A 26,184-nucleotide genomic window follows, 5' to 3' on the forward strand; every position below is an offset into this window, starting at 1 on the left:
ATTTTTTTGGACTTACGGTGCGTACCATTTACATCCGCAAACTCCGATTCGAAGAAGCTCGGACCAAACTCGAGAGAGAACTCCATGAAGCCTTTATGGACGGGGAAACCTATGTGGAAATCCTACATGGGATTGGGGAAGGGGTATTACGCCGAATGGCGATTGACTACGTGACCTCCTCAGGGTTTTTGAAATTAGTGGAATCCGACCCAATGTTTCGACAGAACCCCGGAAGTACCCTTGTGGAAATCCTAGCGCCTTCCAAAGAATACATCAATCGATTGAAAGCATGACAGAACTAAATTCCAAAATAGAAATTTTAGACGTAACTTTACGGGATGGGGAACAAACCAATGGTGTTTCTTTCTCTTGGCAACAAAAGCTAAATATCACCAAACACCTTTTAAAGGATCTAAAAACAGACCGTGTGGAAATTGCAAGTGCCAGAGTTTCCCCTGGTGAATTTGAAGCTGTCCAAAAAATCATCGAATGGGCAAAAGGGGAAGGACTTCAAGATAGGATCGAAATTTTAGGATTTGTTGACTCTGACAAAACTGTGGAGTGGATGAAAAGCACTGGAGTGAAAGTTTTAAACCTTTTGACAAAAGGGTCACTAAACCACCTAACAAACCAACTTCGAAAAACTCCCGAAGAACATTTTTCCGATATCAAACAAACTGTAGATTTTGCGAGTGCTGCAGGGATCACAGTCAATGTTTATTTAGAGGACTGGTCCAATGGATATTTACATTCCAGAGACTATGTCATTCAGTATTTACAAACTGTTTCAAAGTTTCCGATCAAACGTTTTTATTTGGCTGATACATTAGGTGTTTTGTCACCAGAAGAAGTGAGAACGGCTGTGACAGACCTTGTTGGCCTCTTTCCCAATTTATGGTTTGAGTTTCATGGGCATAATGATTATGACCTAGCAGTTGCAAATTGTCTGGAAGCCGTGAAGGCAGGAGTGCGAGGTCTTCATGTCGCGGTGAACGGTCTTGGGGAACGAGCAGGGAATTCTCCATTAGAAGCTGTAGTAACAGCACTCCATGACAAAACAAAATTTAGAACCTCTGTTGTCGAAAAAGAAATCACAAGTGCTTCGAGACTTGTGGAAGTATTCTCAGGAAAACGAATCTCGGATAACAGACCCATTGTGGGAGAAGATGTTTTCACACAAACGGCAGGTGTCCATGCCGATGGAGACAAAAAGGGGAATTTATATGCAAACCCCATCCTTCCTGAACGATTTGGAAGGAGCCGCGTGTATGCACTCGGTAAGTTAGCAGGCAAAGCAAGTATCACTGAAAACTTAAAACAATTGGGTATGGTGCTTTCTCCTGAGATCGAAAAGAAGGTTCTTGCACGAGTGATTGAGCTTGGGGACCAAAATAAAACTGTCACCAAAGAGGATTTACCTTACATCATCTCTGATATCACAGGGGAAAACTTAGAATCTAGTTTTCGGATCGAAACATGTACGGTCACAAGTGGCATTGGAGTGAAACCTAGAGCCGAAGTGAAAGTGAAGTACCAAGGAAAACTCTATGAAGGAAAAGGAGAAGGAGATGGGGGTTATGATGCGTTTATGAATGCCCTCGGAACCATCTTAAAAACCTTAGAAATCCAAATTCCCAAACTCTTTGATTATGAAGTGAGGATTCCACCTGGTGGGAATACAAATGCCCTTGTGGAAACTGTCATCACATGGAAAAAAGAGGGAGACAATCACCCAATTCGTACGATCGGAATTGACTCGGACCAACAAGTTGCCGCAGTGAAAGCCACAGAACGTATGTTACATATTATCCTTGGAAATGTATGATACACTTTTTAATTGTTGGTCTTGGAAATCCGGGAGATAAATACAAAAACACCCGCCATAATATTGGGTTTATGATTTTAGATGCTTTGGCTTCTGAATTTGGTGTCTCATTTAAAGACGCCAAAAAATATGCAGAAACCACTCATACCTGGGAAGGGGATAAAATCCATTTATTGAAACCCTTGGAGTTTATGAACCTTTCTGGAAAAGCAACACAAACCCTTGCCAATTTGTACAAAATACCTCCCTCTCAGATCCTTGTGGTCCAAGACGAAGTCGATTTGCCATTTGGAAAAATCAAAAACAAAATTGGCGGGGGAACTGCTGGCCATAATGGTCTAAAGGACATCGTGGCAAAACTCGGGTCCCAAGATTTTCATCGTCTGCGTTTTGGAGTGGGCAAACCCGAAAAAGGGGGGATGGAAGTGGCTGACTTTGTTCTGCAAAACTTCAATGCAGAAGAAAAAACGCAGTTGCAGACACTCATCAATGACTCTGTTTCCAAAATCGAAGATTGGATCCGAACGAGTCGTAACCTTCTTTTAAAAGAAACCAAAGCATAACCAATGTCAAAAGAACAAGAAACTTCCATCAATTTAAGAACCTTATTTTTGCAAACTATCCTCTCCATTGTAATCGTTCTTGCCATTGTGTTTGGCCTTGCGTATTTTTTTCGAAAGGAACTACTTGGGTTTAGCGAACATTTTGTCCGCATTTTTGGTTTTGTCGGTTTATTTTTTGGGATGATCCTCTCGGATAGCCTTCCTGCTTTTGTGCCTCCCGATGCTTTTTTGATGTTAGCCATTACAGGTGAGATGGACCCACTAAAGACCATCTTATCGATGTCAGTCGGGAGTATCATTGGTGGAACCATTGCCTATTACATTGGGCTTTATCTCATCCCCAGGTTCCATTTGGGTCGCCAGATGGTTTTACACTATGAAGACAAACTTCTCCCTTACATTCGAAAATTTGGATTTGGTGCAGTGGTTCTCAGTGCTCTCACTCCTATTCCGTATTCTTGGATGGCATATACCGTAGGCACGTTTAAGATGCCTTACCGTTTGTTTTTTTTGGGGTCCCTTTTTCGGTTTGTTCGTATCTCTGTTTATTTTTATGCGATGTATATCGGCTGGATTACGGGAGGCTAAAATGACCGAAGAACGACTATTTCCTAAGTCAGTCGACGAAGTGATTTTAGAAAAAGTCAGGTTTTTCTTTTTGCCAGATCGGACTGCTGCTTTTGTTAAAAACCTAATCGATGGAAAGGTTTCTGAGCGAGCACTGATCTGTTGCCATTCCGGTTGTGATGTGTGTAATGAAACCATTTACAACTGTTATATGGCAGTGAAAAAGGAATTGGATTTAAACTAAATTGGATTCCCTTTTTTCTAATTCCAAACAAGTGCCTCTTGCCCACTTGGTGAGGCCAAAAACTTGGTCCGAATTTGTAGGCCAAACAAAAGTAGTCTCTGCATTACGATCCATTACCAAACCCACATCCATTTTATTCTACGGTCCTCCTGGGACTGGAAAAACCACACTTGCTCACCTGCTTGCTGAATCATGGAAATTGGAAAAACGATACTTAAGTTGTGTGACCAGTGGTGTAAAAGAAGTGAGAGAAGTCTTAGAAGAAGGGAAACGTCTCGGAACCATTGTCCTTTTTTTGGATGAGATCCACCGATTTTCCTCCTCCCAACAAGATGCATTATTATCCGCTGTGGAAGAAGGGGAAATCATCCTCATCGCCGCTACCACAGAAAACCCAAGTTTTCGTGTGAACAAAGCCTTACTTTCTAGGATGTTAGTCTACCGCCTCACCACTCTCACCGAAGAAGAAGAGGACCAAATTTTTTCCGCATGCCTTTCCAAACAAAACACAAACCGAACGATTCCAGAAGTGGTCAAACAGGAACTCTTTCGAAGGAGTGCAGGGGATGCCCGTAAACTCCTTGGGTATCTAGAAAGGATTTTGAGTGCCACAAAGGAAGGGGAAGAGGTCACAGAAGAAAGATTGTCTGTCATCCTTGGAGATACCCTTGTCACCTATGATAAGAATAGTGAAAGCCATTATGATATCATTTCTGCCTTTATCAAATCCCTTCGTGGCAGTGACCCAGATGCAGCCTTATTTTATTTGGCGCTGATGCTCGAAGGTGGCGAAGACCCTCTCTTTATTGCCAGAAGACTGGTAATCTTTGCGAGTGAAGATGTGGGAAATGCAAGTGTCCATGCTCTACCCCTAGCGATTGCCACTTGGCAAGCAATGGAACGAGTGGGAATGCCAGAGGGAAGGATCCCTCTTGGGCAGTGTACCACTTTCCTTGCCTCTGCACCAAAATCTAATGCGAGTTATACGGCGATCAATGAAGCATTGGCATTTGTGAAGGCAAGGAATCGTTCCTTCCAAATCCCAAACCATTTGCGAAATGCACCTACGGCCACTCACCGTAACGAAGGAGCGGGAGAAGGTTACAAATACCCACATGATTTTCCAGGACATTTCCTGAAAGAACGATACTTCCCTGAGTCCTTTTATCCGAACCCTCCAAGTTTTTATTCTCCTTCCAACCAAGGGATGGAGAAAAATCTGAAGGAACAATTGGAAAGGTTATGGGGAGACCGTTATTGAGAGTTTATCTCAAAAATTAGAGATTTTCCCTCGAATCTCGAAAAATACACGAAAACAAAGGGGAAATTCTTTCTCATCTTGACAACTAACCCCTTTCGTGAGAGCATTTTCATACATGGGATCCGCACCGGATAGTTTTGCACCAATCCTCTTACAACTTTTGCTCGGAGTCGGTTTCTCCGCTCTGATCTTATCACTTGCCTTTCTTTTAAACCCAAAGAAAAAATCAAAACCACAAGATACCTTTGAATGTGGTGTCACCTATTATGGTGATGCTAGAGGACTTTTTAATATCAAGTTTTACTTGGTAGCAGTCCTCTTTATCCTCTTTGATATTGAAGCTGTGTTTTTATACCCTTGGGCTGTGAATCTCATTGGATTCAAAGAAGCAGGACTAGGAACGTTTTTTCTTTTTGAAATGTTTTTCTTTTTACTCATCCTTGTGGTGGGTCTATACTATATCTGGAAAAAAGGAGCACTGGAATGGGATTAACAGAAACACTATCCAAACCAGGTGAGATGTTTGGTGACATGTTCCAAGTTGCCACACTCGACAACGTGGTTCAGTGGGGGCAAAGTTTTTCTTTGTGGCCTTATCCTTTTGCGACTGCTTGTTGTGGAATCGAATATATGAGTACAGCTTGTGCCGATTATGACATCGCTCGTTTTGGTGCTGAACGACCTTCTTTTTCACCTCGCCAAGCCGATATGATTTTAGTTCTCGGAACCATTACCTATAAAATGGCTCCCGTATTACGCCAGATATACGATCAATTAGCGGAACCTAAATTTGTGATTTCTGTGGGAGCTTGTGCTTCTTCCGGTGGGATGTTTCACACCTATGGTGTGTTACAAGGTGTAGACCGTATCCTCCCCGTGGATGTGTATGTTCCGGGTTGCCCTCCTAGACCAGAAGCAATCCTAGATGCCCTAGTCAAGTTACAAAAAAAAGTCCAAACACAAGGCTTGGAAGCACGCCGCCAAGAAGTCATGAAGAAGATCCAAGAGATCAACGAACGTAACAAACCCCTCGTAGTGGCATGAAAGAAAAACTAACCGAATTTATCCAATCCCAATGGAAAGATAGTTTACTCCCACAAAGGGACATAAACACCAATCTCCTCTACTTTAGTATCCAAAAGGAAAGTCTACCTACCGTTGTACAGACGTTAAAGGATCACCCTGAATTTGCGTTTACATTTTTAAATGACCTCACTTCTATCGATTGGTTAGGAAAACGGGAACCAAGATTTGAAGTGGTGTACCTCCTTCGTTCTCCCAAAAACAACCATTTCCGATTCCAACTCCGTGTACCTGTGGGAGAAGGGGAATCGGTTCCAAGCATTGCTGGAATTTTCCCTGCCGCCAATTGGCCGGAACGAGAAGTATTTGATCTGATGGGGATTCCGTTTTCAAACCACCCTCGAATGGAACGACTCATTATGCCTGATAATTTTGTGGGCCACCCACTCAGGAAAGACTACCCACTCGAAGGCCCGGGCCAAGATTACCTCATCGAGGATTTACTGACCATTCACGTAGAAGAGGATATTACCGGTTAGGCGGTAAACAATCATTATGGTAATGTACGAAAAAACAGCCGAACACTTCGGTCAAAAATTCAAAGACCTACCAGAAGGTCATTTACTCGTTAACTTAGGACCAAGCCATCCTGCAACACATGGAATTTTACAAAACGTAATCCAGATCGATGGAGAACGAGTTGTTGATACAGAATCTGTGATTGGGTATGTCCACCGTTGTTTTGAAAAATTAGGGGAACGTTACGATTACAACCAGTTTTTGGTTTGTACGGACCGGATGAACTATGTATCCACTCCTCTGAACAACATCGGTTGGATCCTCACAGTGGAAAAGATGATGCAAATCCAAGTCCCTGATCGTGTGACATACGTTCGAATGATCATCTCCGAACTTTCCAGGATCATGGACCATATCATTTGTAATGGGATTATGGGAGTGGACCTCGGTGCATTTTCTGGCTTATTGCACCTTTTCCACCACCGCGAAAACATTTACCAAATTTTAGAAAAACTTACAGGAGCACGCCTCACGACCACCTTCTGCCGAGTGGGTGGAATGGAACGAGATATTTACCCTGAATTCCAATCCGAAATCAAACTCATTCTAAAAGGACTCAAACCAGCGTTAGACGAATTTGAAGAGCTTCTCATCCGTAACAAAATCTTCAATGAAAGAACAAAAGGCATAGGTGGGATCTCTGCTGAACGTGCCATTGCTTACGGATTTTCAGGACCAAACTTACGTGCGGCAGGAGTAGCTTGGGACGTTCGTAAAGATGACCCTTATATGTTTTATGATAAAGTGGATTTTGACATTCCTGTGGGAGAAGACGGATCAGCTCTTGACAGGACACTAGTTCGTATGGAAGAGATGCGCCAGTCCATGCGGATCATCGAACAGCTGATTGATGGTATCCCAGAAGGTCCATACCATGCAGATGTGCCACACACTTTCCTTCCACCCAAAGACCGTGTGTATCACAATATGGAAGAACTCATTTACCATTTTAAGATCATCATGCCTGGAGTCAAAGTTCCAGCAGGGGAATATTACCATGCCACGGAAGCTGCCAATGGGGAACTTGGATTTTATGTAGTATCTGAAGGGGAAAAATCTCCCTGGCGGGTACATGTGAGACGCCCTTGTTTTTGGTACTACCAAGCATTCCCAGAAATGGTGAAAGGTGGACTTTTGGCAGATACCATTGCAACGATGTCCTCACTCAATGTCATTGCAGGGGAGCTTGATTGTTAATGGCGTATCAATTTTCACAAGAATCCGAAAAACGGTTCCAAAGACTTATACCACAATTTCCAAGCAAACGTTCTCTCATATTGCCATGTCTCTTTTTATTACAAGCTGACAAAGGTTTTGTGGACACAGAAGGGATGCAATACATCGCCGATCGGATTGGCGAACCTGTATCCCTCGCACAAGTTCACGGTGTGGCTACATTTTACACCATGTACAATAAAAAACCTGTTGGGAAATTCCACATCCAAGTTTGTGCCAATATCTCTTGTTATCTGGCAGGATCTGATTCCATCACAGAACATGTTTGTTCCAAATTGGGAATTGGAAAAGGGGAAACCACTAAGGACAAAAAATATACTGTGGATGAAGTGCAGTGTTTAGGTGCTTGTGGGTTTGGACCTGTCGCTCAGATCAATGACAAATACTATGAAAATTTAACTCCAGAATCCATCGAAAAGATTCTTTCTGAATTGGAAAAAGAAGGATAACATGGGACTTAAAACCTTACTCACAACACATATTGCAGCCGGAGATTCTCATACATTAAAACACTACCAATCGGTGGGTGGGTATGAAAGTTTAAAAAAAGCAATTTCGGAAATGACCGCCGAACAAATTGTAAACGATGTTAAAAATTCTGGGCTTCGTGGTCGTGGTGGAGCTGGGTTTCCAACCGGAAACAAATGGGGATTCATCCCTAAAACTGACAAACCAAAGTATTTAATTTGTAATGGGGACGAAGGGGAACCTGGTACTTTCAAAGACCGGATGCTCATCGAACGATTCCCTCATATGCTCATCGAAGGGATGATCATCGCGGCAAAAGCCATTGACTCCCACCAAGGTTATATCTACATCCGAGGTGAATTTCACAAAGGGATTCGGATTGTGGAAACGGCTGTGGAAGAAGCTTACAAAGCAGGACTTCTTGGAAAAAATATCTTAGGCCTTGGGTATGATTTTGATTTGGCTGTGTATTCTGGTGCAGGTGCTTATATCTGTGGAGAAGAGTCGGCTCTCATCAATTCTCTTGAAGGTCGGAGGGGCCACCCACGCCTCAAACCTCCATTCCCTGCGGTATCGGGTTTGTATGCATGCCCAACGGTTGTGAATAATGTCGAAACCTTTTGTAATGTTCCGCATATCATCCGTATGACGGGCGAAGAATACAAAAAAATTGGAACTGAAAAATCACCTGGGACTAGACTTTTTGCTGTCAGTGGGCATGTGAAAAAACCAGGGATTTATGAAGTGGAAATGGGAACTCCCATGAAGGAACTCATCTATGACATCTGCGGTGGGATCAAAAACGACAAATCCTTAAAAGCAGTGATCCCTGGTGGAAGCTCTTCTCCGATTTTAACGGCAGAAGAAGCGATGACAGCCACAATGGATTATGAATCCATTGCTTCCCTCAAATCCATGTTAGGTTCCGGGGCAGTGATTATTTTATCGGAAGAAACTGATCTTGTGGAAACTACCTACCGATTAGCTGAATTTTATTCACATGAATCGTGTGGGCAGTGTACACCATGTCGTGAAGGTACACATTGGGTCAAAGACCTTCTCCACAAAATCAAAGTGGGAGAAGGGACAGAAAAGGATGTAGAACTCATCTTTTCACTTTCCCGAAATATGGAAGGTGGCACCACCATTTGTCCGTTAGCGGATGCTTGTGTGATGGCAGTTCGACCGACGATGACGAAATTTAAGGAAGAGTTTTCTCTTCGATTGAAAAAGGAAGTGAGTGTTTCTCACTAAAGGTCACCAAATACGATGGACTGGGCTTTAATACTTGCTTGGGGGATTAAAATCCTCTCTTTATTTTTTGTAATCTTAACTGGTGTGGCGTATTATACCCTCGCCGAACGAAAGTTTGCTGGATTTATCCAGGACAGACCAGGTCCTAACCGTGCAGGTCCTTTTGGAATTTTCCAACCTTTGGCGGATGGGATTAAGTTCATCGCCAAAGAAGAAATATTTCCAAAAAATGTATCCAAGGGAATGTATCTCCTTGCTCCCACAATTTCAATGACTTGTGCGATTATGGCATGGGCTGTGATCCCCTTTGGTGGGACACTTCCTGCACCAGAGTGGTTAACGACACTGACAGGCATTACAACCATCGACTTACAAATTGCAAACCCAGACTCTGGGGTATTGTACATGCTTGCCATTTCATCTCTTTCTGTATATGGGATCATGATTGCAGGATGGTCTAGTAACAACAAATACTCGTTACTCGGTGGAGTAAGGTCGACTGCTCAGATGATCAGTTACGAACTTCCCATGGGACTTTCCATCGTATCGATTGTGATTATGACTGGTTCTCTCAAACTCACAGATATCAGCGACTCCCAAAAGGAAATGTGGAATATCTTATCCCCACCTGGATTTGTTGCCTTTTTTATCTATGTGACAGCCATGTTTGCGGAAACAAATCGTTTGCCTTTTGATTTAGCTGAAGCTGAGTCGGAACTTGTGGTAGGTTTTCATACTGAATACGGTGCGTTTAAGTTTGCTTTATTCTTTTTGGCAGAATACATGAATATGATCACAATGTCATGCCTTACCACCTTACTTTTCTTTGGTGGATATAATGTGCCATTCCATATTGGGGCCGGATCAGAATACCAAGCCTTCATTGGACTAGGGTTTTTTATCTTAAAAGTATTGTTTTTTGCCTTTTTATTCATTTGGGTGCGTTGGACCCTTCCAAGATTTCGTTATGACCAACTCATGAAACTCGGTTGGAAAAAGATGATCCCTTGGGGGCTATTTGTAGTCATGTTTGCCTCCATCTACACTGTGTATTGGAAAGAAGGATGGATGAAATTATTTATATGAATTTAGAAACTTCACCATCTCTTTTACTTTTTGTGTTTTTTGGAACAGTGACTGTGATCACGGCTCTTAGTGTGATTTTCCAAAAAAATCCAGTGGTCTCTGCCGTTTCCTTAGTTTTTACCTTTTTTTCCCTCGCAGGGATTTATGGGATTTTGGGAGCTTTGTTCATCGCCACCATGCAGGTGTTAGTGTATGCGGGTGCCATTATGGTGCTTGTTGTGTTTGTTCTCATGTTACTTTCCCAAAGAGCAGAAACAATGTCTCGTTATCGCAAACACCCCATTCGTTTGGTTTTGTTATCTATATTTGTGATCGGATTTTTTTTCCTTCTATATTCCGCACTCACTACCGGTGTCCCTCATTCAGAACAAATGGGAAAAGGCTATGAGAATGCAGAGTATTCCTTCCCCATCCAAGGAACGGCCACTGTGAATGCCAAAGGGAATGTTGCCACTGTTGGTGCATCCACCTATTTGGATTACCTTTTGCCATTTGAAATGATTTCGATTCTGTTACTTGTGGCAGTTCTTGGGGCAGTGATCCTTGCCAAAAAGAAACTAAACGAAATCGACCAAACAAAGGATACAGTTTTATGAATCCAGTCATCAACGGAATCCCCGTCCATTACCTCCTCGGCCTTGCGGGAATCCTATTTTCCATTGGGGTTCTTGGAGTTCTTATCAGACGTAACATTGTGATCATCTTTATGTCAGTGGAACTCATCCTAAACTCGGTGAATTTAGTCTTTGTTACCTTCTCCAAAGCTTTATCTCATATCAATGGGGAAACCATTGTTTTCTTTGTGATGGCAATCGCTGCAGCGGAAGCAGCTGTGGGCCTTGCTCTTGTCATTGCAATCTTCCGTCACAAAAAATCCACGAACGTGGATGAACTCCAATCGATGAGATGGTAATCCTATGTTAGATTTATTTCCAATCGTTGTTCTACTCCCCCTGCTTGGTTTTTTGCATAATGGACTCCTAAAAGATCGAATCCCTCACAGATTTGCTGGAGCCATTGGAACCCTCGCGGTTTTTATCCCTTTCCTTGTCACCTTAGGTGCGTTTAACGAATTTAATCCAATGGAACGTACTGCTCCACACCTTGTGCCAGTGTTTGATTGGATTGTAATTGGAGATTTTAAAACTTCTTTTGGTTACCAAATTGACCAACTCTCTTTGTACATGACTCTCATCATTACAGGTATTGGATCACTCATCCATTTGTATTCGATGGGCTATATGAAGGGCAATAAAGGATACAACCGGTTTTTTGCTTACCTCAATCTATTTATCTTTTGTATGTTGAACCTTGTCCTCAGTGATAATTTGGTTTTAACCTTCCTCGGTTGGGAAGGTGTTGGTCTTGCTTCCTACTTACTCATTGGATTTGATTTTGATAAGTCTTCTGCTGCGGAAGCAGGGATGAAGGCATTTATCTTAAACCGAATTGGGGATGTTGGGTTTATCTTAGGGACAGGGTTTCTTTTTTGGTTAGGTGGGAGTTTGCAATACCTTACCTTACAAACCAATTTGAGTGAACTTTCCGAGTTTGCCTCTTATGCCAATCTCATTGCCCTTTTCTTTTTCATCGCAGCGATGGGAAAATCGGCACAGATCCCACTTTATGTTTGGTTACCAGATGCGATGGCAGGCCCAACACCTGTATCGGCTCTTATCCATGCGGCTACAATGGTGACTGCAGGTGTGTTTCTCATCGTAAGACTCAACTTTGTATTTTTTCTCGCACCTGATACATCCTTTTTCATTGCTTGTATTGGTGCCCTCACTGCTTTATTTGCAGCAACCATTGGTCTTTTGCAAAACGATATCAAAAAAATCCTCGCTTACTCAACTGTATCCCAACTTGGTTTTATGTTCCTTGCCATGGGTAGCATGAGTTATGTGGCGGGACTTTTCCATTTAATGACCCATGCGTTTTTCAAGGCATTGTTATTCCTAGGTGCAGGTTCTGTCATCCATGCCCTCCACCATGAACAAAACATCAAACATATGGGGCAGCTCTTTGGAAAAATCAAAATCACATCCTTAACTTTCTTACTCGGAACCTTAGCGATTGCAGGTTTTTTCCCTTTCTCTGGATTTTTCTCAAAAGATTTAATTTTAGAAAAAACTTACACCTACGGTGCGTTTGGTTCTATCCTTTGGACAGTGGGTGTTGTGGCTGCTTTTTTCACTTCGTTTTATATGTTCCGTCTTGTGTTTGTGGTATTTTTTGGAAAGGACAATACCGACTCCCATCACAAAGTACATGAGTCTCCTTGGACCATGACATTCCCTCTTGTGGTCTTAGCAGTCGGAGCAGTCTTCAGTGGGTTTTTCCTCACTCCTCATTTCTTTTTGCACATCGATACACTCGAACGATACTTTGCTCCTGTTTTGGAACGAGGAACTGTTCTTGCAAACCAAACGGGAACGTTTACCAAACACATAGAACTCACTCATGGAGTTGAGATTTCCCTTGCGGCATTTTCTGTTGGAATTGCAAGTTTTGGACTTATCTTAGCATATCTCATTTACCAAAGGAAACAAAGTCCAATCCTCGAGGAACATACTGGTTTTCGTAAGATCCTCTTTCATAAATACTACATTGATGAACTCTATGATGTACTCTTTGTGAAACCTTATGTGTTTTTATCAAAGGCAATTGCTTATACCTTTGATGTCAAAATCCTAGATCGTTTTTTTCTCGGGATTGGTGGGAGTTTTGGAGTCATCGCGAATGGATTGCGTAGGCTCCAATCTGGATTCATCGGTGACTATGCATTGTATGTGGTTCTTGGTACATTTTGTATCTTGGTGTATTTATTAACAAGGGGGGTGTAAGGTGCCGGAACAAATTTTATCCATCATTATCTTTTTACCGATTGTTTCCTCTTTTCTCATCGTAGTGCAAAAACGAGTGGGAGCAGTGGTAGTGATCTCTGCTTTATCCTCTGCGTTTACGACGATTCTTTCGGTGGGTCTATTTTTCTTTTATGATGCTTCTAAGTCAGGGTTACAGTTTGTCCATTGGATTCCAGATTGGATCCTTTCTGGAAAACTCAGTGTGGATTACCATGTAGGTCTTGATGGAGTTTCACTCCTTTTATTTGCTCTCACTGCCTTTATGTTCTTTTTGTCGAGCATTGCCTCCTGGTCCAATATCCCCAAAAAGATCAAAGAATTCCATATCTGTTTACTTGTATTGGAAACAGCAGTGCTTGGGGTTTTTGCCGCAGGGAACTTAGTTTTGTTTTATGTATTTTGGGAGTTAATGGTGCTTCCGATGGTTCTTATGATTGGAATTTGGGGTGGGGAAGAACGTACAAAAGCAGCTCTCAAATACTTTCTATTTTCCATGGCCGGTTCCTTGTTTATGTTAGGTGGAATATTAACACTCTATTTCAAAACAGGAAAAACTTCCATTGAATCCCTTTCCACAGCCAGTTTGGCTCTCTATTCAGAGCCACTCCAATGGTTTTTGTTTTTTAGTTTTTTTCTCGCATTTGCGGTCAAAATCCCTCTTTTCCCTTTCCATACTTGGATGCCTGATGTGCATACCCAAGCACCTACCGTTGGTTCGGTGGACCTTGCTGGTGTATTGTTAAAGATTGGGGCCTATGGTTTCATTCGGTTTTGTATTCCCTTTTTTCCAGAACAAAGTCTTTTTTCCCAAACAGGGGTACAAACCCTTGCTGTGATTGGCATTGTGTATGGATCGATGGCAGCCCTTGTCCAAACAGACATCAAACGGATTGTGGCTTATAGTTCTTTATCTCACTTAGGATTTTGTATCATCGGTATCTTTTCTTTTACGACCGAAGGTGTAGTGGGAGGGATGTTACAAATGGTTTCCCACGGAATTTCCACTGGGATGATCTTTCTTATGATTGGTATGATCTATGAAAGAGCTCATACTAGGAACATATCTGAGTTTGGTGGTCTTGCGGGCCAGATGCCAGTGTTTTCTACTTTTTTTCTCATCGCAGTACTTTCTTCCATTGGCCTACCAGGAACAAATGGGTTTGTGGGTGAGTTTCTCATCCTTATGGGATCTATCAAATCTAATGTATGGCTTGGTGGGATTGCCGCAACTGGTGTTGTTCTTGGAGCCTTATACCTTTTGTGGTTTGTGAAACGATTCCTTTTTGGTATGAGTAAAACCATACAAGCAAAACCATACAAAGATCTCACATTTAGAGAAATTGGAATTTTAAGTCCACTTGTTGTGCTCATTTTTTGGATCGGTCTTTATCCAAAACCATTTTTAGAGATTTTACATACTTCATCGAATGTCTTTTTAAATGCTGGATCCATCGAATCTGTTTCAGAAAGAAAACAAATCCAAAAGGATTTTTTGGGAACAGGCGAACAAAGATTATTTGCAGATTATATCAGTTTAGGAAAGGAACCAAAATCTTTCGAAGAAAGATTAGGATCCTTTAAATCTTCATTTGCACTACCTACATTGGCTGTAAACCAAGAGTCAAATCCAAAACTAGAAGAGAACTTGGAGAATTTAGATAACTCCATTGAATCCGATTTTAAATTGGAACAAACTCCAAACGAGAAAAAAGGAAACTAACATGTCTTATACTCCTTCTTCGAATGATTTAATCGCAATCTCACCTATGCTCGTTCTTTGTGGAGTTGCTTTACTTTCTCTTGTTGTCCAGTTTTTGATTCCGAAAGAAGAAGAGGGGAAACCACTTTGGATCCTTTCTGTTCTGGGAATCCTTACAGCGATGTATGCGCTTTATCACATTACAAACTCACCTGGATACGGGAAATTTTTTGGATCCCAAATTTCCGTAAGCCCGCTGACTGTTTGGCTCAGTGCAATTTATTTAATTGCAGGTCTCATCACACTTCTCATTGCTCCTCCTTTTTTATCACAACATAAAACATTATTCCCTGAGTTTTTTCCCTTACTCCTTTTCTGTTTGTCGGGAATGATGTTTCTCACTTCAGGGTATGATTTGATTGTGATTTTTGTTGGGTTGGAAATCTTATCCCTCGCCTTGTATGTGATGATTGGCATGGCAAGGACATCCGTTTCTTCTTTAGAAAGTGCGATGAAATACTTTTTATTAGGAAGTTTTAGTTCCGGATTTATGTTACTTGGAATTGCCTTTTTGTATGGTGGTTCTGGGACAACCAACTTAGACGGTGCTTTACGAGGATTATTTTTAAAAGGATACGAAGCCAACTTTTCAAAGTTAGGTCTTGGTTTATTTTTAGTCGGAGTTTCTTTCAAAGCTGCACTGGTTCCTTTCCATTCTTGGACACCCGATGTGTATGAGGGGGCTCAAACTCCGATTACTGGATTTATGGCAAGTGCTGGAAAGGCTTCTGCACTTGGGCTTGTGATTATCATTTTCAACCATGTCCCTGTTGGTGAGATTGGGGATGTTTGGAAAGTACTTATGGGTTCGATTGCGCTTATCTCCATGACATGGGGAAATATTGTAGCCCTTAAACAAGAAAATTTAAAACGAATGTTAGCTTACTCTTCCATATCCCATGCAGGCTATATCGTGGCGGGGATCGCTTGTGGTGCTTCACTTGAAGCATTGTATTATCTTTTTTCTTATTCTTTACTGAACCTTGCTGCTTTTGCAATTATTTCGTATTTGGAACAAGGGAAACATGAAGTCACTGTAAATGGGATCTCTCACTTAAGCGGAGAACACCCGTTAACTGCTCTTGCTCTCAGTGTGATCTTTTTATCCTTTGCTGGGTTTCCTCCTCTCATCGGATTTTGGACCAAACTATTCCTTTTGCAAAAAATGGCAGAATCGGATCTCCTTTTCAATCGGATCCTTCTCTTTGGAGCGGTCGCAAACTCCTGTATCGCTTTTTATTATTATATGAAAATTACGATCCAATCCTACATGAAACAGGAAACTGGGGCAGTAGCGGGTGTAAGAGATTTACCGACGATGCCAACACTTGGTTTTTTGGTATTTTTGCTTTGTGTGTTTTTTACTGTAGGTTGGCTTTTTTTCCAACCAGGTGCCTTACTCTAAATCTGTTATAACAGAATTACATCCAGGATAGCGAAAAACAACTTGATTCTCTGGTGTATGGAAAAACGCTAGTGGAAAGGTGGTAAATTCGAATGGCAACGATTGTTAGAAAACAAGAAACGATCCAGGACAAAGACCAAGTGAAAGCATTTTTGACCCAAAAAGGTCTAGTGTATGAGTCTTATAAAACTCCTGAATCATTGGATCTTATCCTTGGCCAAAAAGGTTTATCGGATGCGGAAAAAGAAGAAATACTTTCTGGATTGGAATACCGTTTTGACCAATTGAAAAAAGAGCATGGGTATAAGGCAAATGACCTAGTGGTCCTTCATGATGAAGTGCCAGGTATCAATGATATGCTTGCAAAGTTTGACAAACTCCATATCCATACGGATGAGGAAGTTCGGTATATCATCGATGGAAGTGGAATTTTTGGATTCATCATCGACGGGGAACGATTTGAAGTGCATGTGGGAAAAGGTGATTTTATTTCGATCCCAGCCAATACAAACCATTGGTTCACTTTGGACAAAAATTTACGAATCAAAGCAGTTCGTTATTTTAAAGACAATTCTGGATGGACCCCTGTGTATGTAGATGAGTCAAAAGTTCTCATCAACGCATAAGAGTTAAAAAATAATATTAACATTCTTTTCAAAACCATCCCCCGATCTTTTCGGGAGAGTGGGAATCGAAACGATTTTAGGACGATTTCTAAATTAAACTGGATGTGAAGATTCTCAATTCATATCCATTTGTTAGGATCCAGCAGTTTCCGAAATTCCAAACCATTCCACTATGAACTGTAAGGTTTTCCTTCCTTGGTAAAAGTTTTCTTCCAAACTTCCTACCAGATCAAAACTACCATGTTTCGACATAAAGTTTTGGAATTCTTCCCCTTTGTTCCAAATCATAAACTTTAAAGAACCACTCCCTACAATATGGAATCTAACATGTTTTCCCCCACTCAGAGGAGTTAGATGCATTGCTTTGGCATTTTTGATTCCTAATTTTATGTCAGGATTCCCTTGGCCAAATGGTTCTAGGTCTTTCCATTCCTTTAAAAGTTTATCACCCATTTCTTCGGGTAAAACAGTAAAGTCAGTTTCAATTTGATGAACTTTGTTACTGGCACTATCTTCATCTAACCAAAGTTTTGCTTTTTCATACAATTCGGATTCAAATTTAGGAAGTTGATCAATCGTGATGGAAAAACCCCCAGCTTCTGGGTGGCCACCAAAATGTAAAAAATGATGGGAAAGTGTCTCTAAGAGTTGGAGTACATTCTCTGGACCATAAGATCGAATACTACCTCTCGCATCACCATTGTCAGGTGCTACAAAGATAGCAGGTTTTTTATAAGTATCTACCATTCTTGTGGCAACAATTCCGCTGACACCTGGTTCCATATCAGGTTCGTAACAATACACCACTTCTTTTCCCGTTCGTTCGGGTTTTCTGGCAAAATAACGTTCTACTCGGTCCATATTCCGTTTGGTGCGTTCTTTACGTTCTTCATTGATCGATAGGAGGAGTTTGGCCCGAACTTTAGCGTCGGATTCGGATTCCGATAAAAGGAGAGAAACTGCCTCTTCGGTTTTCCCCATGCGACCAGCTGCATTCACAACAGGGCCAATGGACCATCCTAAATCTTTGGTTGTGATTCCATTCGGATTGAGTTTGAGTTCTTTTAATAGTTCCTTAAGGCCCTTTCTCTTTTTATCACTTATATATAGTTTGGTGAGAGATTCTAATGCAAGTTTCACAAAATGCCGATTTTCTCCCACAAGTGGCATCATATCGGTGATGGTTCCTATGCCTGCAAGGTCTGTTTCTTCCTCCAATTGTTCAAAAAACTGAGGAATTTTTTTGCATTGGTAAAAGAATAATTTTCTTTCGTCATCTAACGGAATATTGGTGGAAAAATCTTCTGGGTATGGATAGACAGTGGTATTCGATAAGTCTAATTTCCTCGTGGTTTCGTTCTTGAGTTTGATTCCATTTTGGAAATAGTGAACTTCTTTAGAGCCATCTTCGACTAGAATTGTTTTGGAATACAACTGGTTCCATTCAGAACTTTCATGGAATAAAATCGCAGTTACCAATTTAAAGGATAAGGCCGCTGTGCAGATTTTTTTTTCAGGGTATTCTGAGTCAGTGCGTCTTGGGTTAATGAGAGCACAGTTTTTGGGAATACGAACGGGAACTTCGTGGTGGTCGAGGACAATCACTTGGATTCCAAGGGAAGTTAATTCATCAATTTCGTCTGCTTGGCTTGACCCAAAGTCAAGTGTGACAAGTAAATCGGGTTTTGCTTTTTTGATTTTAGAAACTGCTTCTTTGCAGAGTCCGTACGGATCACTTTCAGAAGAAACCATCACTTCTAAATTTGCCGATTGGAATTCTGGATGTGATTTTAAAAAGAATGCAAGTAAACAAGTGGAACTTACACCATCCGAATCTCTATCTCCATACAGTAAGATCTTACGATTGGATTTTGCATATGTAAGGAGTAGGGAAACCGCCTCACCAATGTCGGGAAGGGAAAAGGGAGAATGGAAACAAGAAAAATCAGAATGAAGTAGTTCTTTCGGGTGTGTGTTTTGGAAACCCTCCCTTCGATCGACTAAATACCGAAGGATGGGTCTTTTCGAATCAACTTTGGTTCGAACTTCGGATAAATTTGGTCCGAAGTGAACCTTTGTTACATGATGCAATTGCCAATAATTTTGGAACCAAATTCCACTTCAAGACCCGGAGTTTTGATATCACCGACAACCTTTCCATTCTTTTTTAATTCCACTTTCTCTTTCGCATCGACATTTCCTTTCAGATTGCCAAGAACCACTAAACTTCCAACTTCCACGTCTGCTTCTACATCACCAGTTTCATCGATGATGAGTTTGCCATGAGAACTAATGGTTCCTTTGAATTGGCCTTTGATTTTTAATGTTTGGTTGAAGGAAAGGGTTCCGCGAAACGTGATGTCATCGCTTATAATTGTGTCTATCGATTCGTCTTTCATCAGTAGGGATACTGTGTTTTCATGGTACAGTTTTGGCAACTCTATCGTTTTCCGTGTTTTGAATTAAACGGAAAAAAGTTCATATTTTGTAGGGAATTCTCTTGTCTCACTGGTTCCATCTCTGAAACTGGGTCTCAAGAATAGGAAACAGCAGTGAAAATTAGACGCTTCTGGAAGTCTGGGTTTATCCTTCTTCTAGCGGTTTTCATCAATCTAAATCTGGTTGACGACCGGTTTGTTTCACCCCTCGAAGATTTGGACTTCCAATATCAATCTTACGAGTTGGAAGAAACGACTCGTGTGCTTTCCTCCTCTAAGGAATCCAATCAGGTACTCAAACTTGTTCCGAGCAAACGAGAACATTCCCTTGTCAAAATTTGCCTCAATCGATTTTCGATTTTAACAACAGAAACTGAATTTTTTACCGAAATCTCTATCTTATTTTTCTTTCTTTACCTACCTCCGCCCTTTTTGGCGTAAACGTTGCATGTAATTTACGTCCATTCCCTGTAAAAATTTTATAGGGTGGTTTCATATTTGAAATAGGTATTATGTTAGAAAAAATCATTCAGTTTTCCATCCACAAAAGAGCGACGGTTCTTGTGATCACCGCTGTTCTCACTCTTGTGGGTTTTTACAATGCACTCAATTTATCCATTGATGCGATTCCGGATGTGACAAACGTCCAAGTTTCAGCAGTCACTTCTGTTCCAGGTTTATCTCCCCTTGAGGTAGAACAATTCATTACATATCCCATTGAACTTGAGTTTAACGGGATGCCAAAGGTCACAGAAATTCGATCCATTTCCAGAACTGGTGTGAGTTCGGTGACTGTTATCTTTGAGGACGGAACCGACATCTATTTTGCAAGACAACTTGTGAATGAACGTCTGAAACAAGCTGAGAATTTTATTCCGAAATCATATGGTCGACCTGAACTTTCTCCTATCGCTACTGGTCTCGGTGATATTTATGAATTTGCCTTAGTCTCAGAAAGTCATACTCCAGAAGAATTAAGAACTGTCATGGAATGGGAGGTGGCAAGGCAACTACGTTCTGTCAAAGGGATCATAGATGTCAACGTTGTCGGGGGAGATGCCAAACAATTCCAAATCAAAATCGACCCCAAACGACTATTATCTCATAATCTCACACTCTCCCATATCACAGAAGCTTTGGAAGGAGCCAATGTAAACTTAGGTGGCGGATACATCCAAAAAGGTGAGGAACAATTTGTCATTCGGGGAGAAAGCCAATTTAAATCCATCGATGATATCGCTCGTTTATCGGTGCGAACTTCCAAAGATGGAATCCCACTCACTCTCAGTCAAATTGCGCGAGTGGAAACAGGACCTGCTCTCAGGTTTGGTTTGAGTACCATGAATGGCAAACGAGAAGTTGTGGGTGGGACTGCGATGATGTTACTTGGTAGTAACTCATTACAAGTTGTAGGCCGAGTGAAAGAGAAGATGAAGGAAATTGAATCAAGACTCCCACAAGGGATGAAGATCCAAGTGTATTATGACCGCTCTGAATTCATTGGCCGAACTCTTTCCACAGTTTTTACCAATTTAGTGGAAGCTGCAATCATCGTTTTAGTTTGTTTGATCTTAACACTTGGCACCGTCAAAGGTGCGTTTGCTGTTGCTCTTGCCATTCCCGTGTCCATGATGATTGCCACAATTCTTATGAATGCCTTTGGAATTGTTGGTAACTTAATGTCTCTCGGAGCTCTCGACTTTGGACTCCTTGTGGATGGATCGATTGTGATGTTAGAGTCCACTCTCCATGGATTTCTGATTCGAAAAAGTTTCCTTCTCTCCAAAACGTCCGCCCAGGACATGGAAGATGGAATGGAAGATGTCATCATGGAATCCTGTATCAAGGTAGTACGTGCTTCCGCATTTAGTGTGGGAATTATTTTGCTAGTCTATTTACCACTCATGACATTGGAAGGTGTGGAAGGTCGGATGTTTCGTCCGATGGCAATTACCGTAGCGTTTGCATTAGGTGCGGCACTCCTTTATTCCATCACTACATTTCCTGCCCTCATGTCCTATATTTATAAAAAGCCAATTTTACATGAGTCCGCTTTTTGGGAAAAATTCCAAAACAAGTATTCTGAAATTTTGACCTATGGGATGAAGTTCAAGCGCCAGTTTACTTATGCAGGGATTGGAGTTGTTGTTATATCCTTTATGCTCGCATCTACCTTGGGTTCAGAATTTTTACCAAGGATTGATGAAGGGGAAATTGCAGTCGATATCAAACGACTCCCATCCACAGCGATCAACCATTCCAGAGATCTGAATTTGGAAATGGAGAAGGTGATCTTAAAGTTTCCAGAAGCAGTCAGTGTTGTCTCGAGACAAGGCCGTGGGGAATCTGCAGCAGAACCTATAGGTTCGGAAGAAGGTGAGATGATGGTGAAGTTAAAACCTAGAAAGGAATGGGTCACCGCCAAAGACAGAGAAGAACTGATGGAGAAAATGAAAAACTCGATCAATCAAAATGTTCCTTCATCTTACATCAGTTTGTCGCAACCGATTGAAAACCGAGTGAATGCCTTATTGTCTGGATCAAAAGCTGATATTGTGATTAAAATCTACGGTGATGATTTAAAAATGTTAAAATCAATCGCAGATAATTATGCATCCAAAATCAAAAAGATCCAAGGTGCCGCAGACTTACGAGTTCAAAAATTACTAGGTCTACCTCTGCTCGAGATCAAAATGAACCGTGGGAATATGGCTCGTTATGGGGTAAGGGCAGAGGAAGTTCTTACAACGATCGAAACCTTACGTGTTGGATTTAACGCAGGTAAGGTATATGAAGGATACAAACGATTTGATTTGATTGTTCGCCTTGATGCCGATGTAACCGACATTGGAGTGATAGAGAATGTTCCCGTCATGACTGAGCTCGGTGGAACGGTTCCTTTGGGTCAGGTCACTGATATCCAAATGACGGAAGGCCCTGCCGCCCTATACCATGAAGGACTCAAACGTAGGATCCTTGTGGAAGTGAATGTTCGCGGACGTGATATGATTGGTTTTGTGAATGATGTACAGTCTGCTACAGAGTCGATCGAATCAAGTTTGCCACAGGGTTATTATGTGGATTGGGGTGGACAATTTGAGAATTTTACTCGCGCTAAAAACAGGTTGGCGATTGTAATTCCCATTGCAGGTGCCATTATTTTTGGAATGTTATTCATTGCATTTGGCAGTGTTTACTATGCCTTAGGTGTATTTATCCTTGTTCCCTTATCATTGTCAGGTGGGATTTTATCTCTTGTGATGAGAGGGCTTCCATTCTCGATCCCAGCAGGTGTTGGATTTATTGCCGCAGCCGGTATATCGGTGTTAAATGGGGTTGTGTATGCATCTGCCTTAAAAGACCAATTAAAAATTACAAGAGATCCATCAATCGCAGTGGTTGAGGCTGCTGTTTATACTCTAAGGGCTGTTGCCACAACAGAACTTGTGGCCATTATTGGATTTTTACCAATGGCTATTGCTTCCAGTGCTGGAGCAGAAGTGCAAAGACCCCTCGCCACAGTGGTGATGGGTGGAGTACTTGTTGCGACCATTTTATCTCGATTTTTATTACCTATCGCATTTGAGTTTTTAGTCAAACTTGCACAAAGACAAGAGCTTAGACAAATGGAACGAGAAAGAAAGATGAACGATTACTTTGTAGAAGAAATGAAAAAATACAAAGCATCCGATTCATTTCATTCAGCAGATCATTCTCATGGATCTCACTTAGAAAAGGAAGTCCAAGAAGATGAAGAAGAACCAAAACAATCAAAACAAAATCAAAAAACAAAACGAAAGAGGACATAAATGAAACCAAATTATTACGTAGCACATCCTTGGCATGGATTGGAGTTAGGACCAAAAGCTCCTGATGAGTTAGATGTTTTTATTGAACTGACTCCGCAAGACACAGTGAAATATGAAATTGATAAAGCATCTGGTTTCATTCGTGTAGACCGACCACAAAAGTATAGTAACCGTTCTCCTACTTTATATGGATTTATCCCTCGCACTTTTTCTGGTGAAGCTTCGGGCAAACATTGTTCGGATGTAGTGGGAAGGCCTGATATTGTGGGTGATGGAGATCCAATTGATATTTGTGTATTAAGTGTAAATCCAATCACCCATGGTAATATGATCCTTACTGTGATTCCGATTGGTGGATTGCGTATGATTGATAAAGGGGAAGCGGATGACAAAATTGTCGCTGTACTCAAAGGAGATGAAGTATTTGGTCAAATCAAAGAGATTTCAGAAGTTCCAAAAGCACTCATCAACAAACTCCACCATTATTTTCTAACTTATAAATTAGATCCGAACTCTCCTTCCACGGGAACAGTCGAAATAACAGAAGTTTATGATCGTGCTGAAGCGATCAAAGTCATTCAATATGGTATAGAGGATTATATCAAAAAATTTGTAACTGTATGAAGCATTTAATTAGATATCTACTCATTCTATTATTGGGATTCATGACAACTGCAGTTTTTTCAAAAGAAAAAGCTGTATATGAATTACATTCAAAGGATGAGTTGTTTTATTTGGGAGAAGATTCAAGAGCCCAGGATTCCAAAGAAAAATGGAATTTGGACGAGTTAGAAAATTTTGCTGTAGCAAGTAATCCACTGTATTTGCGAGAAAAACAAAATATTGGTATGGCTCGTGGTGATGTGATCACTGCCAGTTTGTATTACAATCCCATTGTGAATATGCAACAGCAGTTTATGGGTGCCTCTTCCAAAGCAGCAACTGGTCTTCCGGAAACATCGGTCATTTACAACCAACCTTTTGATATGAGTGGTGTGATCCCACAACGTGAAAAGGTAGCCAAACAAGAGTTTTTGGCAACGATTGCTAGTTTTCGGGATTTTGATCGTTTGTTTCGGTTACGCCTACGCCAAAATTTTTGGACTTATTTATATGTTACAGAACAGATTAATTACCAAAAAGAATTTTTGGAAAATTACCAAGACCTTCTCGACTTAACGAAGTTACGTGCTGAGAAAGGAGATATTTCGTTTTTAGAGTATGATCGTTTGGCTCTGGAAAGAGTTCAAATTGAAAGAGAATACCGAAATGCAAGGATCCTTCGCGCTCAAGTTGTTAAAAACTTGCGAGTGTTGATCGGAATTTCAGATATCAATTCTCCACTCAATATTAAAGGAAGGTTAGAATTTATCTCCACGAAGGAGTTTGGGATTGACCTCAACGATTTTGATATTGAGGAGAGACCAGACCTAGTTGCTTTAAAAATCAGACAACAACGTGAACGAATGAACATTGAACTCAAAAAAAGAGAAATCATCCCTCCACTGACCCTTGGGGTAGAGTTTTTAAATAAGGGAAATGAAAACGTTGCAGGTGTTTATGCGGCCACTCCTCTTCCACTGTTTGATAGGAAACAAGGTGAGATCTTAAAATCAGAAGAATCTTATAAAAAATTAGGATTTGATGTAGATGCGAAACGAAATGAGATTTTATCTGAAATTTCTGCTGCCATCAAAGAATTACAAGCAAGAGAGTCACAATTGCTAGATTACCAGAAGATGGGACTCTTAGAAAAAAACAAAGAAGTGCAAGAAAAATCGAGGCTTGCATACATTCGTGGTGCATCCAATTTAGTTACGTTTTTGGAAGCCGAAAAAAACTATCTTAGTGTGCTTAGAAGTTATTATGAAATCATTTACCTTTATTACAACGCTTTGGAAGGATATAAAGCATCCATAGGAAAAATGGATAACTCGGAGTTTTAGGCCAACATGCAAAATGAATTGAATTTAAAAAAAATCAGAAATATTGGTATTCTCGTATTACTTGGAAGTGTGTTGTATTTTGGTTATACAAAGTTCTTTGGAGCTGGAAAAAAAACAGAGGCACTCACCGAGGATAAATCCAAATTTATCATCTCCAATGAAATCCAAAAAAACCATCCCTTTTCTGTGGTTTATTTACAGGAAAGAGCTTTAGAAGAAGAATTACAACTCCCTGGAACCGTTTCGTATGACATGAATAATGTGGCAAAAGTAGGTTCCCGTGTGAATGGTAGAATCGTACAAGTTTTCGTAAAAGAAGGTGAATACGTAAAAAAAAGTACAGCACTTGCATCCATTCAATCAGTTGACTTAGGTACTACTGAAGCTGCTTATTTAAAAGCTCGTGCAAGACTCGAAGCATTAAAAGTACAAGCTGATCGTGCAAAAGATTTGTATGAACGAAAAGTAACTTCTGCCAAAGAATATGAAATGTCTCTAATGGATTATAAGTCTGTAAAAGCAGAGATGGAAACATCTCGGAATGCCCTAGAAAACCTAGGTTTAAATGAAACTGAAATCGCAAATTTAGAAGCTGGGAAATACAATTCCAAAAATTTATACATCAGAACTCCCATCTCTGGTACAGTCACAGAAAGGGAAGCGATCATTGGCCAAGCAGTCAATGCACGTGATAACTTATTTACTGTTGCCGATTTATCAGTGTTATGGATTAATTTAGAAGTGTATGAAAAAGATTTAGCTTCTATACGTGTGGGAAATGAAGCAAAAGTGATTCCGATTGGATCTAAGGATGAATCATTAAAAGCAGTTGTATCTCATGTTGGTGATATCATTGATCCTGTGAAAAAAACTGCAGAGATACGATTGGAAGTACGAAACTCAAAAGGTAGATTACGACCTGGACAAAGTGTTACAGCAACCGTTGTTGGCGCAATGGTTACATCATCGGTAAACAAAGCAAAGGTGATTCCCGCCAACTGTATTCATAAAATCGAAGGCGAAAACTTTATTTTTGTTAGAAATCCGGATGGTTCTTTCTCAGCAAAAAAAATTGGTATCGGGAAAACGTATGACAATTGGGTAGAAGTGACAGATGGTGTTGGATCGGGAGAGGCTATTGTCGAAGAGGGAAGTTTTGTCTTAAAAAGTGAATATTTGAAACTATAATCACTAGTTTTTTGTTGACATAACGCCTATTTCCTATTTA

Annotated in this window: 26 protein-coding genes; 24 read left to right on the forward strand and 2 right to left on the reverse strand. The window is 40.9% G+C overall.

Features of this window, described 5'->3' with window-relative positions; translation table 11 throughout:
- The first annotated feature begins 17 nt into the window (after window positions 1-17).
- The 19 genes from ND812_RS08930 (at window position 18) to ND812_RS09020 (ending at window position 16,763) form a co-directional block, all read left to right on the forward strand.
- Entirely contained in the window at window positions 18-293 is a 276-nt protein-coding gene (locus ND812_RS08930; protein ID WP_100718044.1) for a Smr/MutS family protein, read from the forward strand.
- Window positions 290-1,825 (forward strand): (R)-citramalate synthase CimA, encoded by a 1,536-nt coding sequence (cimA, locus tag ND812_RS08935; RefSeq protein WP_265375175.1) that lies wholly within the window; start codon window positions 290-292, stop codon window positions 1,823-1,825. The genes ND812_RS08930 and cimA overlap by 4 nt, the downstream gene beginning before the upstream one ends.
- Window positions 1,822-2,388, forward strand: a complete 567-nt coding sequence (gene pth / locus ND812_RS08940) for an aminoacyl-tRNA hydrolase (RefSeq protein ID WP_265375176.1) — start codon at window positions 1,822-1,824, stop codon at window positions 2,386-2,388. Before cimA ends, pth begins: the two co-directional genes overlap by 4 nt.
- A gap of 3 nt (window positions 2,389-2,391) precedes the next feature.
- Window positions 2,392-2,976 carry a YqaA family protein gene (locus ND812_RS08945; RefSeq protein WP_208652425.1) on the forward strand — a complete coding sequence of 195 codons (585 nt, stop codon included), beginning with the start codon at window positions 2,392-2,394 and terminating at the stop codon, window positions 2,974-2,976.
- Between the two features lies 1 nt (window position 2,977).
- Window positions 2,978-3,199: a hypothetical protein gene (locus ND812_RS08950; protein WP_100718048.1), complete on the forward strand. Its 222-nt coding sequence runs from the start codon at window positions 2,978-2,980 to the stop codon at window positions 3,197-3,199.
- Between the two features lies 1 nt (window position 3,200).
- Window positions 3,201-4,460, forward strand: coding sequence for a replication-associated recombination protein A (locus tag ND812_RS08955; RefSeq protein WP_265375177.1), 1,260 nt, complete (start codon window positions 3,201-3,203; stop codon window positions 4,458-4,460).
- A 115-nt stretch (window positions 4,461-4,575) separates the two neighbouring features.
- Window positions 4,576-4,953, forward strand: a complete 378-nt coding sequence (locus tag ND812_RS08960) for an NADH-quinone oxidoreductase subunit A (protein WP_012476226.1) — start codon at window positions 4,576-4,578, stop codon at window positions 4,951-4,953.
- A complete protein-coding gene (locus tag ND812_RS08965) occupies window positions 4,944-5,504 on the forward strand; it encodes an NADH-quinone oxidoreductase subunit B (protein WP_135741622.1) in 561 nt (186 codons plus the stop codon). Before ND812_RS08960 ends, ND812_RS08965 begins: the two co-directional genes overlap by 10 nt.
- Window positions 5,501-6,022: an NADH-quinone oxidoreductase subunit C gene (locus ND812_RS08970; protein ID WP_265375178.1), complete on the forward strand. Its 522-nt coding sequence runs from the start codon at window positions 5,501-5,503 to the stop codon at window positions 6,020-6,022. The genes ND812_RS08965 and ND812_RS08970 overlap by 4 nt, the downstream gene beginning before the upstream one ends.
- Before the next feature lie 16 nt (window positions 6,023-6,038).
- Window positions 6,039-7,259: an NADH-quinone oxidoreductase subunit D gene (locus tag ND812_RS08975; RefSeq protein ID WP_265375179.1), complete on the forward strand. Its 1,221-nt coding sequence runs from the start codon at window positions 6,039-6,041 to the stop codon at window positions 7,257-7,259.
- Window positions 7,259-7,747 carry an NADH-quinone oxidoreductase subunit NuoE family protein gene (locus tag ND812_RS08980; protein ID WP_265375180.1) on the forward strand — a complete coding sequence of 163 codons (489 nt, stop codon included), beginning with the start codon at window positions 7,259-7,261 and terminating at the stop codon, window positions 7,745-7,747. The genes ND812_RS08975 and ND812_RS08980 overlap by 1 nt, the downstream gene beginning before the upstream one ends.
- A gap of 1 nt (window position 7,748) precedes the next feature.
- Entirely contained in the window at window positions 7,749-9,020 is a 1,272-nt protein-coding gene (gene nuoF, locus ND812_RS08985; RefSeq protein ID WP_265375181.1) for an NADH-quinone oxidoreductase subunit NuoF, read from the forward strand.
- A 15-nt stretch (window positions 9,021-9,035) separates the two neighbouring features.
- On the forward strand, window positions 9,036-10,106 hold the full coding sequence (gene nuoH / locus ND812_RS08990) for an NADH-quinone oxidoreductase subunit NuoH (protein ID WP_265375182.1): 1,071 nt from the start codon (window positions 9,036-9,038) through the stop codon (window positions 10,104-10,106).
- The gene (locus tag ND812_RS08995) at window positions 10,085-10,702 is read left to right on the forward strand and encodes an NADH-quinone oxidoreductase subunit J family protein (RefSeq protein ID WP_265375183.1); all 618 of its coding nucleotides are present in this window, start codon (window positions 10,085-10,087) and stop codon (window positions 10,700-10,702) included. The genes nuoH and ND812_RS08995 overlap by 22 nt, the downstream gene beginning before the upstream one ends.
- Complete coding sequence (nuoK, locus tag ND812_RS09000) at window positions 10,699-11,019, forward strand: NADH-quinone oxidoreductase subunit NuoK (protein WP_108958212.1); 321 nt, start codon at window positions 10,699-10,701, stop codon at window positions 11,017-11,019. Before ND812_RS08995 ends, nuoK begins: the two co-directional genes overlap by 4 nt.
- A gap of 4 nt (window positions 11,020-11,023) precedes the next feature.
- A complete protein-coding gene (nuoL, locus tag ND812_RS09005; RefSeq protein ID WP_265375184.1) occupies window positions 11,024-12,952 on the forward strand; it encodes an NADH-quinone oxidoreductase subunit L in 1,929 nt (642 codons plus the stop codon).
- A 1-nt stretch (window position 12,953) separates the two neighbouring features.
- Window positions 12,954-14,693: a complex I subunit 4 family protein gene (locus ND812_RS09010; protein WP_265375185.1), complete on the forward strand. Its 1,740-nt coding sequence runs from the start codon at window positions 12,954-12,956 to the stop codon at window positions 14,691-14,693.
- A gap of 1 nt (window position 14,694) precedes the next feature.
- Window positions 14,695-16,137 (forward strand): NADH-quinone oxidoreductase subunit N, encoded by a 1,443-nt coding sequence (locus tag ND812_RS09015; RefSeq protein WP_265375186.1) that lies wholly within the window; start codon window positions 14,695-14,697, stop codon window positions 16,135-16,137.
- A gap of 92 nt (window positions 16,138-16,229) precedes the next feature.
- A complete protein-coding gene (locus ND812_RS09020; RefSeq protein ID WP_265375187.1) occupies window positions 16,230-16,763 on the forward strand; it encodes a cupin domain-containing protein in 534 nt (177 codons plus the stop codon).
- A gap of 132 nt (window positions 16,764-16,895) precedes the next feature.
- On the opposite strand, the gene recJ is transcribed toward ND812_RS09020, so the two are convergent.
- Complete coding sequence (gene recJ / locus ND812_RS09025) at window positions 16,896-18,854, reverse strand: single-stranded-DNA-specific exonuclease RecJ (RefSeq protein WP_265375188.1); 1,959 nt, start codon at window positions 18,852-18,854, stop codon at window positions 16,896-16,898.
- Window positions 18,842-19,162 (reverse strand): bactofilin family protein, encoded by a 321-nt coding sequence (locus ND812_RS09030; protein WP_265359379.1) that lies wholly within the window; start codon window positions 19,160-19,162, stop codon window positions 18,842-18,844. Before ND812_RS09030 ends, recJ begins: the two co-directional genes overlap by 13 nt.
- Window positions 19,163-19,315: 153 nt before the next feature.
- Between ND812_RS09030 and ND812_RS09035 the strand changes: the two genes are divergently transcribed.
- From ND812_RS09035 to ND812_RS09055, 5 genes are all read left to right on the forward strand, one after another.
- On the forward strand, window positions 19,316-19,642 hold the full coding sequence (locus ND812_RS09035) for a hypothetical protein (protein ID WP_100718062.1): 327 nt from the start codon (window positions 19,316-19,318) through the stop codon (window positions 19,640-19,642).
- Between the two features lie 71 nt (window positions 19,643-19,713).
- Window positions 19,714-23,010 (forward strand): efflux RND transporter permease subunit, encoded by a 3,297-nt coding sequence (locus tag ND812_RS09040; protein WP_265375189.1) that lies wholly within the window; start codon window positions 19,714-19,716, stop codon window positions 23,008-23,010.
- Window positions 23,011-23,634: an inorganic pyrophosphatase gene (locus tag ND812_RS09045; protein ID WP_265375190.1), complete on the forward strand. Its 624-nt coding sequence runs from the start codon at window positions 23,011-23,013 to the stop codon at window positions 23,632-23,634.
- Window positions 23,631-24,956: a TolC family protein gene (locus ND812_RS09050; protein WP_265375191.1), complete on the forward strand. Its 1,326-nt coding sequence runs from the start codon at window positions 23,631-23,633 to the stop codon at window positions 24,954-24,956. Before ND812_RS09045 ends, ND812_RS09050 begins: the two co-directional genes overlap by 4 nt.
- A 6-nt stretch (window positions 24,957-24,962) precedes the next feature.
- The gene (locus tag ND812_RS09055; protein WP_265375192.1) at window positions 24,963-26,144 is read left to right on the forward strand and encodes an efflux RND transporter periplasmic adaptor subunit; all 1,182 of its coding nucleotides are present in this window, start codon (window positions 24,963-24,965) and stop codon (window positions 26,142-26,144) included.
- Window positions 26,145-26,184 lie beyond the last annotated feature (40 nt).

The sequence above is a fragment of the Leptospira limi genome (assembly GCF_026151395.1).
Classification (GTDB): domain Bacteria; phylum Spirochaetota; class Leptospiria; order Leptospirales; family Leptospiraceae; genus Leptospira_A; species Leptospira_A limi.

Excerpts from the sequence above, each read along its gene's own strand:
- nuoK (WP_108958212.1), top strand. The coding sequence starts at position 10,699 with ATGAATCCAGTCATCAACGGAATCCCCGTCCATTACCTCCTCGGCCTT.
- ND812_RS08945 (WP_208652425.1), top strand. The coding sequence starts at position 2,392 with ATGTCAAAAGAACAAGAAACTTCCATCAATTTAAGAACCTTATTTTTG.
- ND812_RS09045 (WP_265375190.1), top strand. The coding sequence starts at position 23,011 with ATGAAACCAAATTATTACGTAGCACATCCTTGGCATGGATTGGAGTTA.
- nuoF (WP_265375181.1), top strand. The coding sequence starts at position 7,749 with ATGGGACTTAAAACCTTACTCACAACACATATTGCAGCCGGAGATTCT.
- pth (WP_265375176.1), top strand. The coding sequence starts at position 1,822 with ATGATACACTTTTTAATTGTTGGTCTTGGAAATCCGGGAGATAAATAC.
- ND812_RS09055 (WP_265375192.1), top strand. The coding sequence starts at position 24,963 with ATGCAAAATGAATTGAATTTAAAAAAAATCAGAAATATTGGTATTCTC.
- ND812_RS09015 (WP_265375186.1), top strand. The coding sequence starts at position 14,695 with ATGTCTTATACTCCTTCTTCGAATGATTTAATCGCAATCTCACCTATG.
- ND812_RS08960 (WP_012476226.1), top strand. The coding sequence starts at position 4,576 with ATGGGATCCGCACCGGATAGTTTTGCACCAATCCTCTTACAACTTTTG.
- ND812_RS09040 (WP_265375189.1), top strand. The coding sequence starts at position 19,714 with ATGTTAGAAAAAATCATTCAGTTTTCCATCCACAAAAGAGCGACGGTT.
- ND812_RS09030 (WP_265359379.1), bottom strand. The coding sequence starts at position 19,162 with ATGAAAGACGAATCGATAGACACAATTATAAGCGATGACATCACGTTT.
- ND812_RS09050 (WP_265375191.1), top strand. The coding sequence starts at position 23,631 with ATGAAGCATTTAATTAGATATCTACTCATTCTATTATTGGGATTCATG.
- ND812_RS08980 (WP_265375180.1), top strand. The coding sequence starts at position 7,259 with ATGGCGTATCAATTTTCACAAGAATCCGAAAAACGGTTCCAAAGACTT.
- ND812_RS08975 (WP_265375179.1), top strand. The coding sequence starts at position 6,039 with ATGGTAATGTACGAAAAAACAGCCGAACACTTCGGTCAAAAATTCAAA.
- ND812_RS09020 (WP_265375187.1), top strand. The coding sequence starts at position 16,230 with ATGGCAACGATTGTTAGAAAACAAGAAACGATCCAGGACAAAGACCAA.
- nuoH (WP_265375182.1), top strand. The coding sequence starts at position 9,036 with ATGGACTGGGCTTTAATACTTGCTTGGGGGATTAAAATCCTCTCTTTA.
- ND812_RS08965 (WP_135741622.1), top strand. The coding sequence starts at position 4,944 with ATGGGATTAACAGAAACACTATCCAAACCAGGTGAGATGTTTGGTGAC.
- ND812_RS08970 (WP_265375178.1), top strand. The coding sequence starts at position 5,501 with ATGAAAGAAAAACTAACCGAATTTATCCAATCCCAATGGAAAGATAGT.
- ND812_RS08995 (WP_265375183.1), top strand. The coding sequence starts at position 10,085 with ATGGATGAAATTATTTATATGAATTTAGAAACTTCACCATCTCTTTTA.
- ND812_RS08950 (WP_100718048.1), top strand. The coding sequence starts at position 2,978 with ATGACCGAAGAACGACTATTTCCTAAGTCAGTCGACGAAGTGATTTTA.
- nuoL (WP_265375184.1), top strand. The coding sequence starts at position 11,024 with ATGTTAGATTTATTTCCAATCGTTGTTCTACTCCCCCTGCTTGGTTTT.
- cimA (WP_265375175.1), top strand. The coding sequence starts at position 290 with ATGACAGAACTAAATTCCAAAATAGAAATTTTAGACGTAACTTTACGG.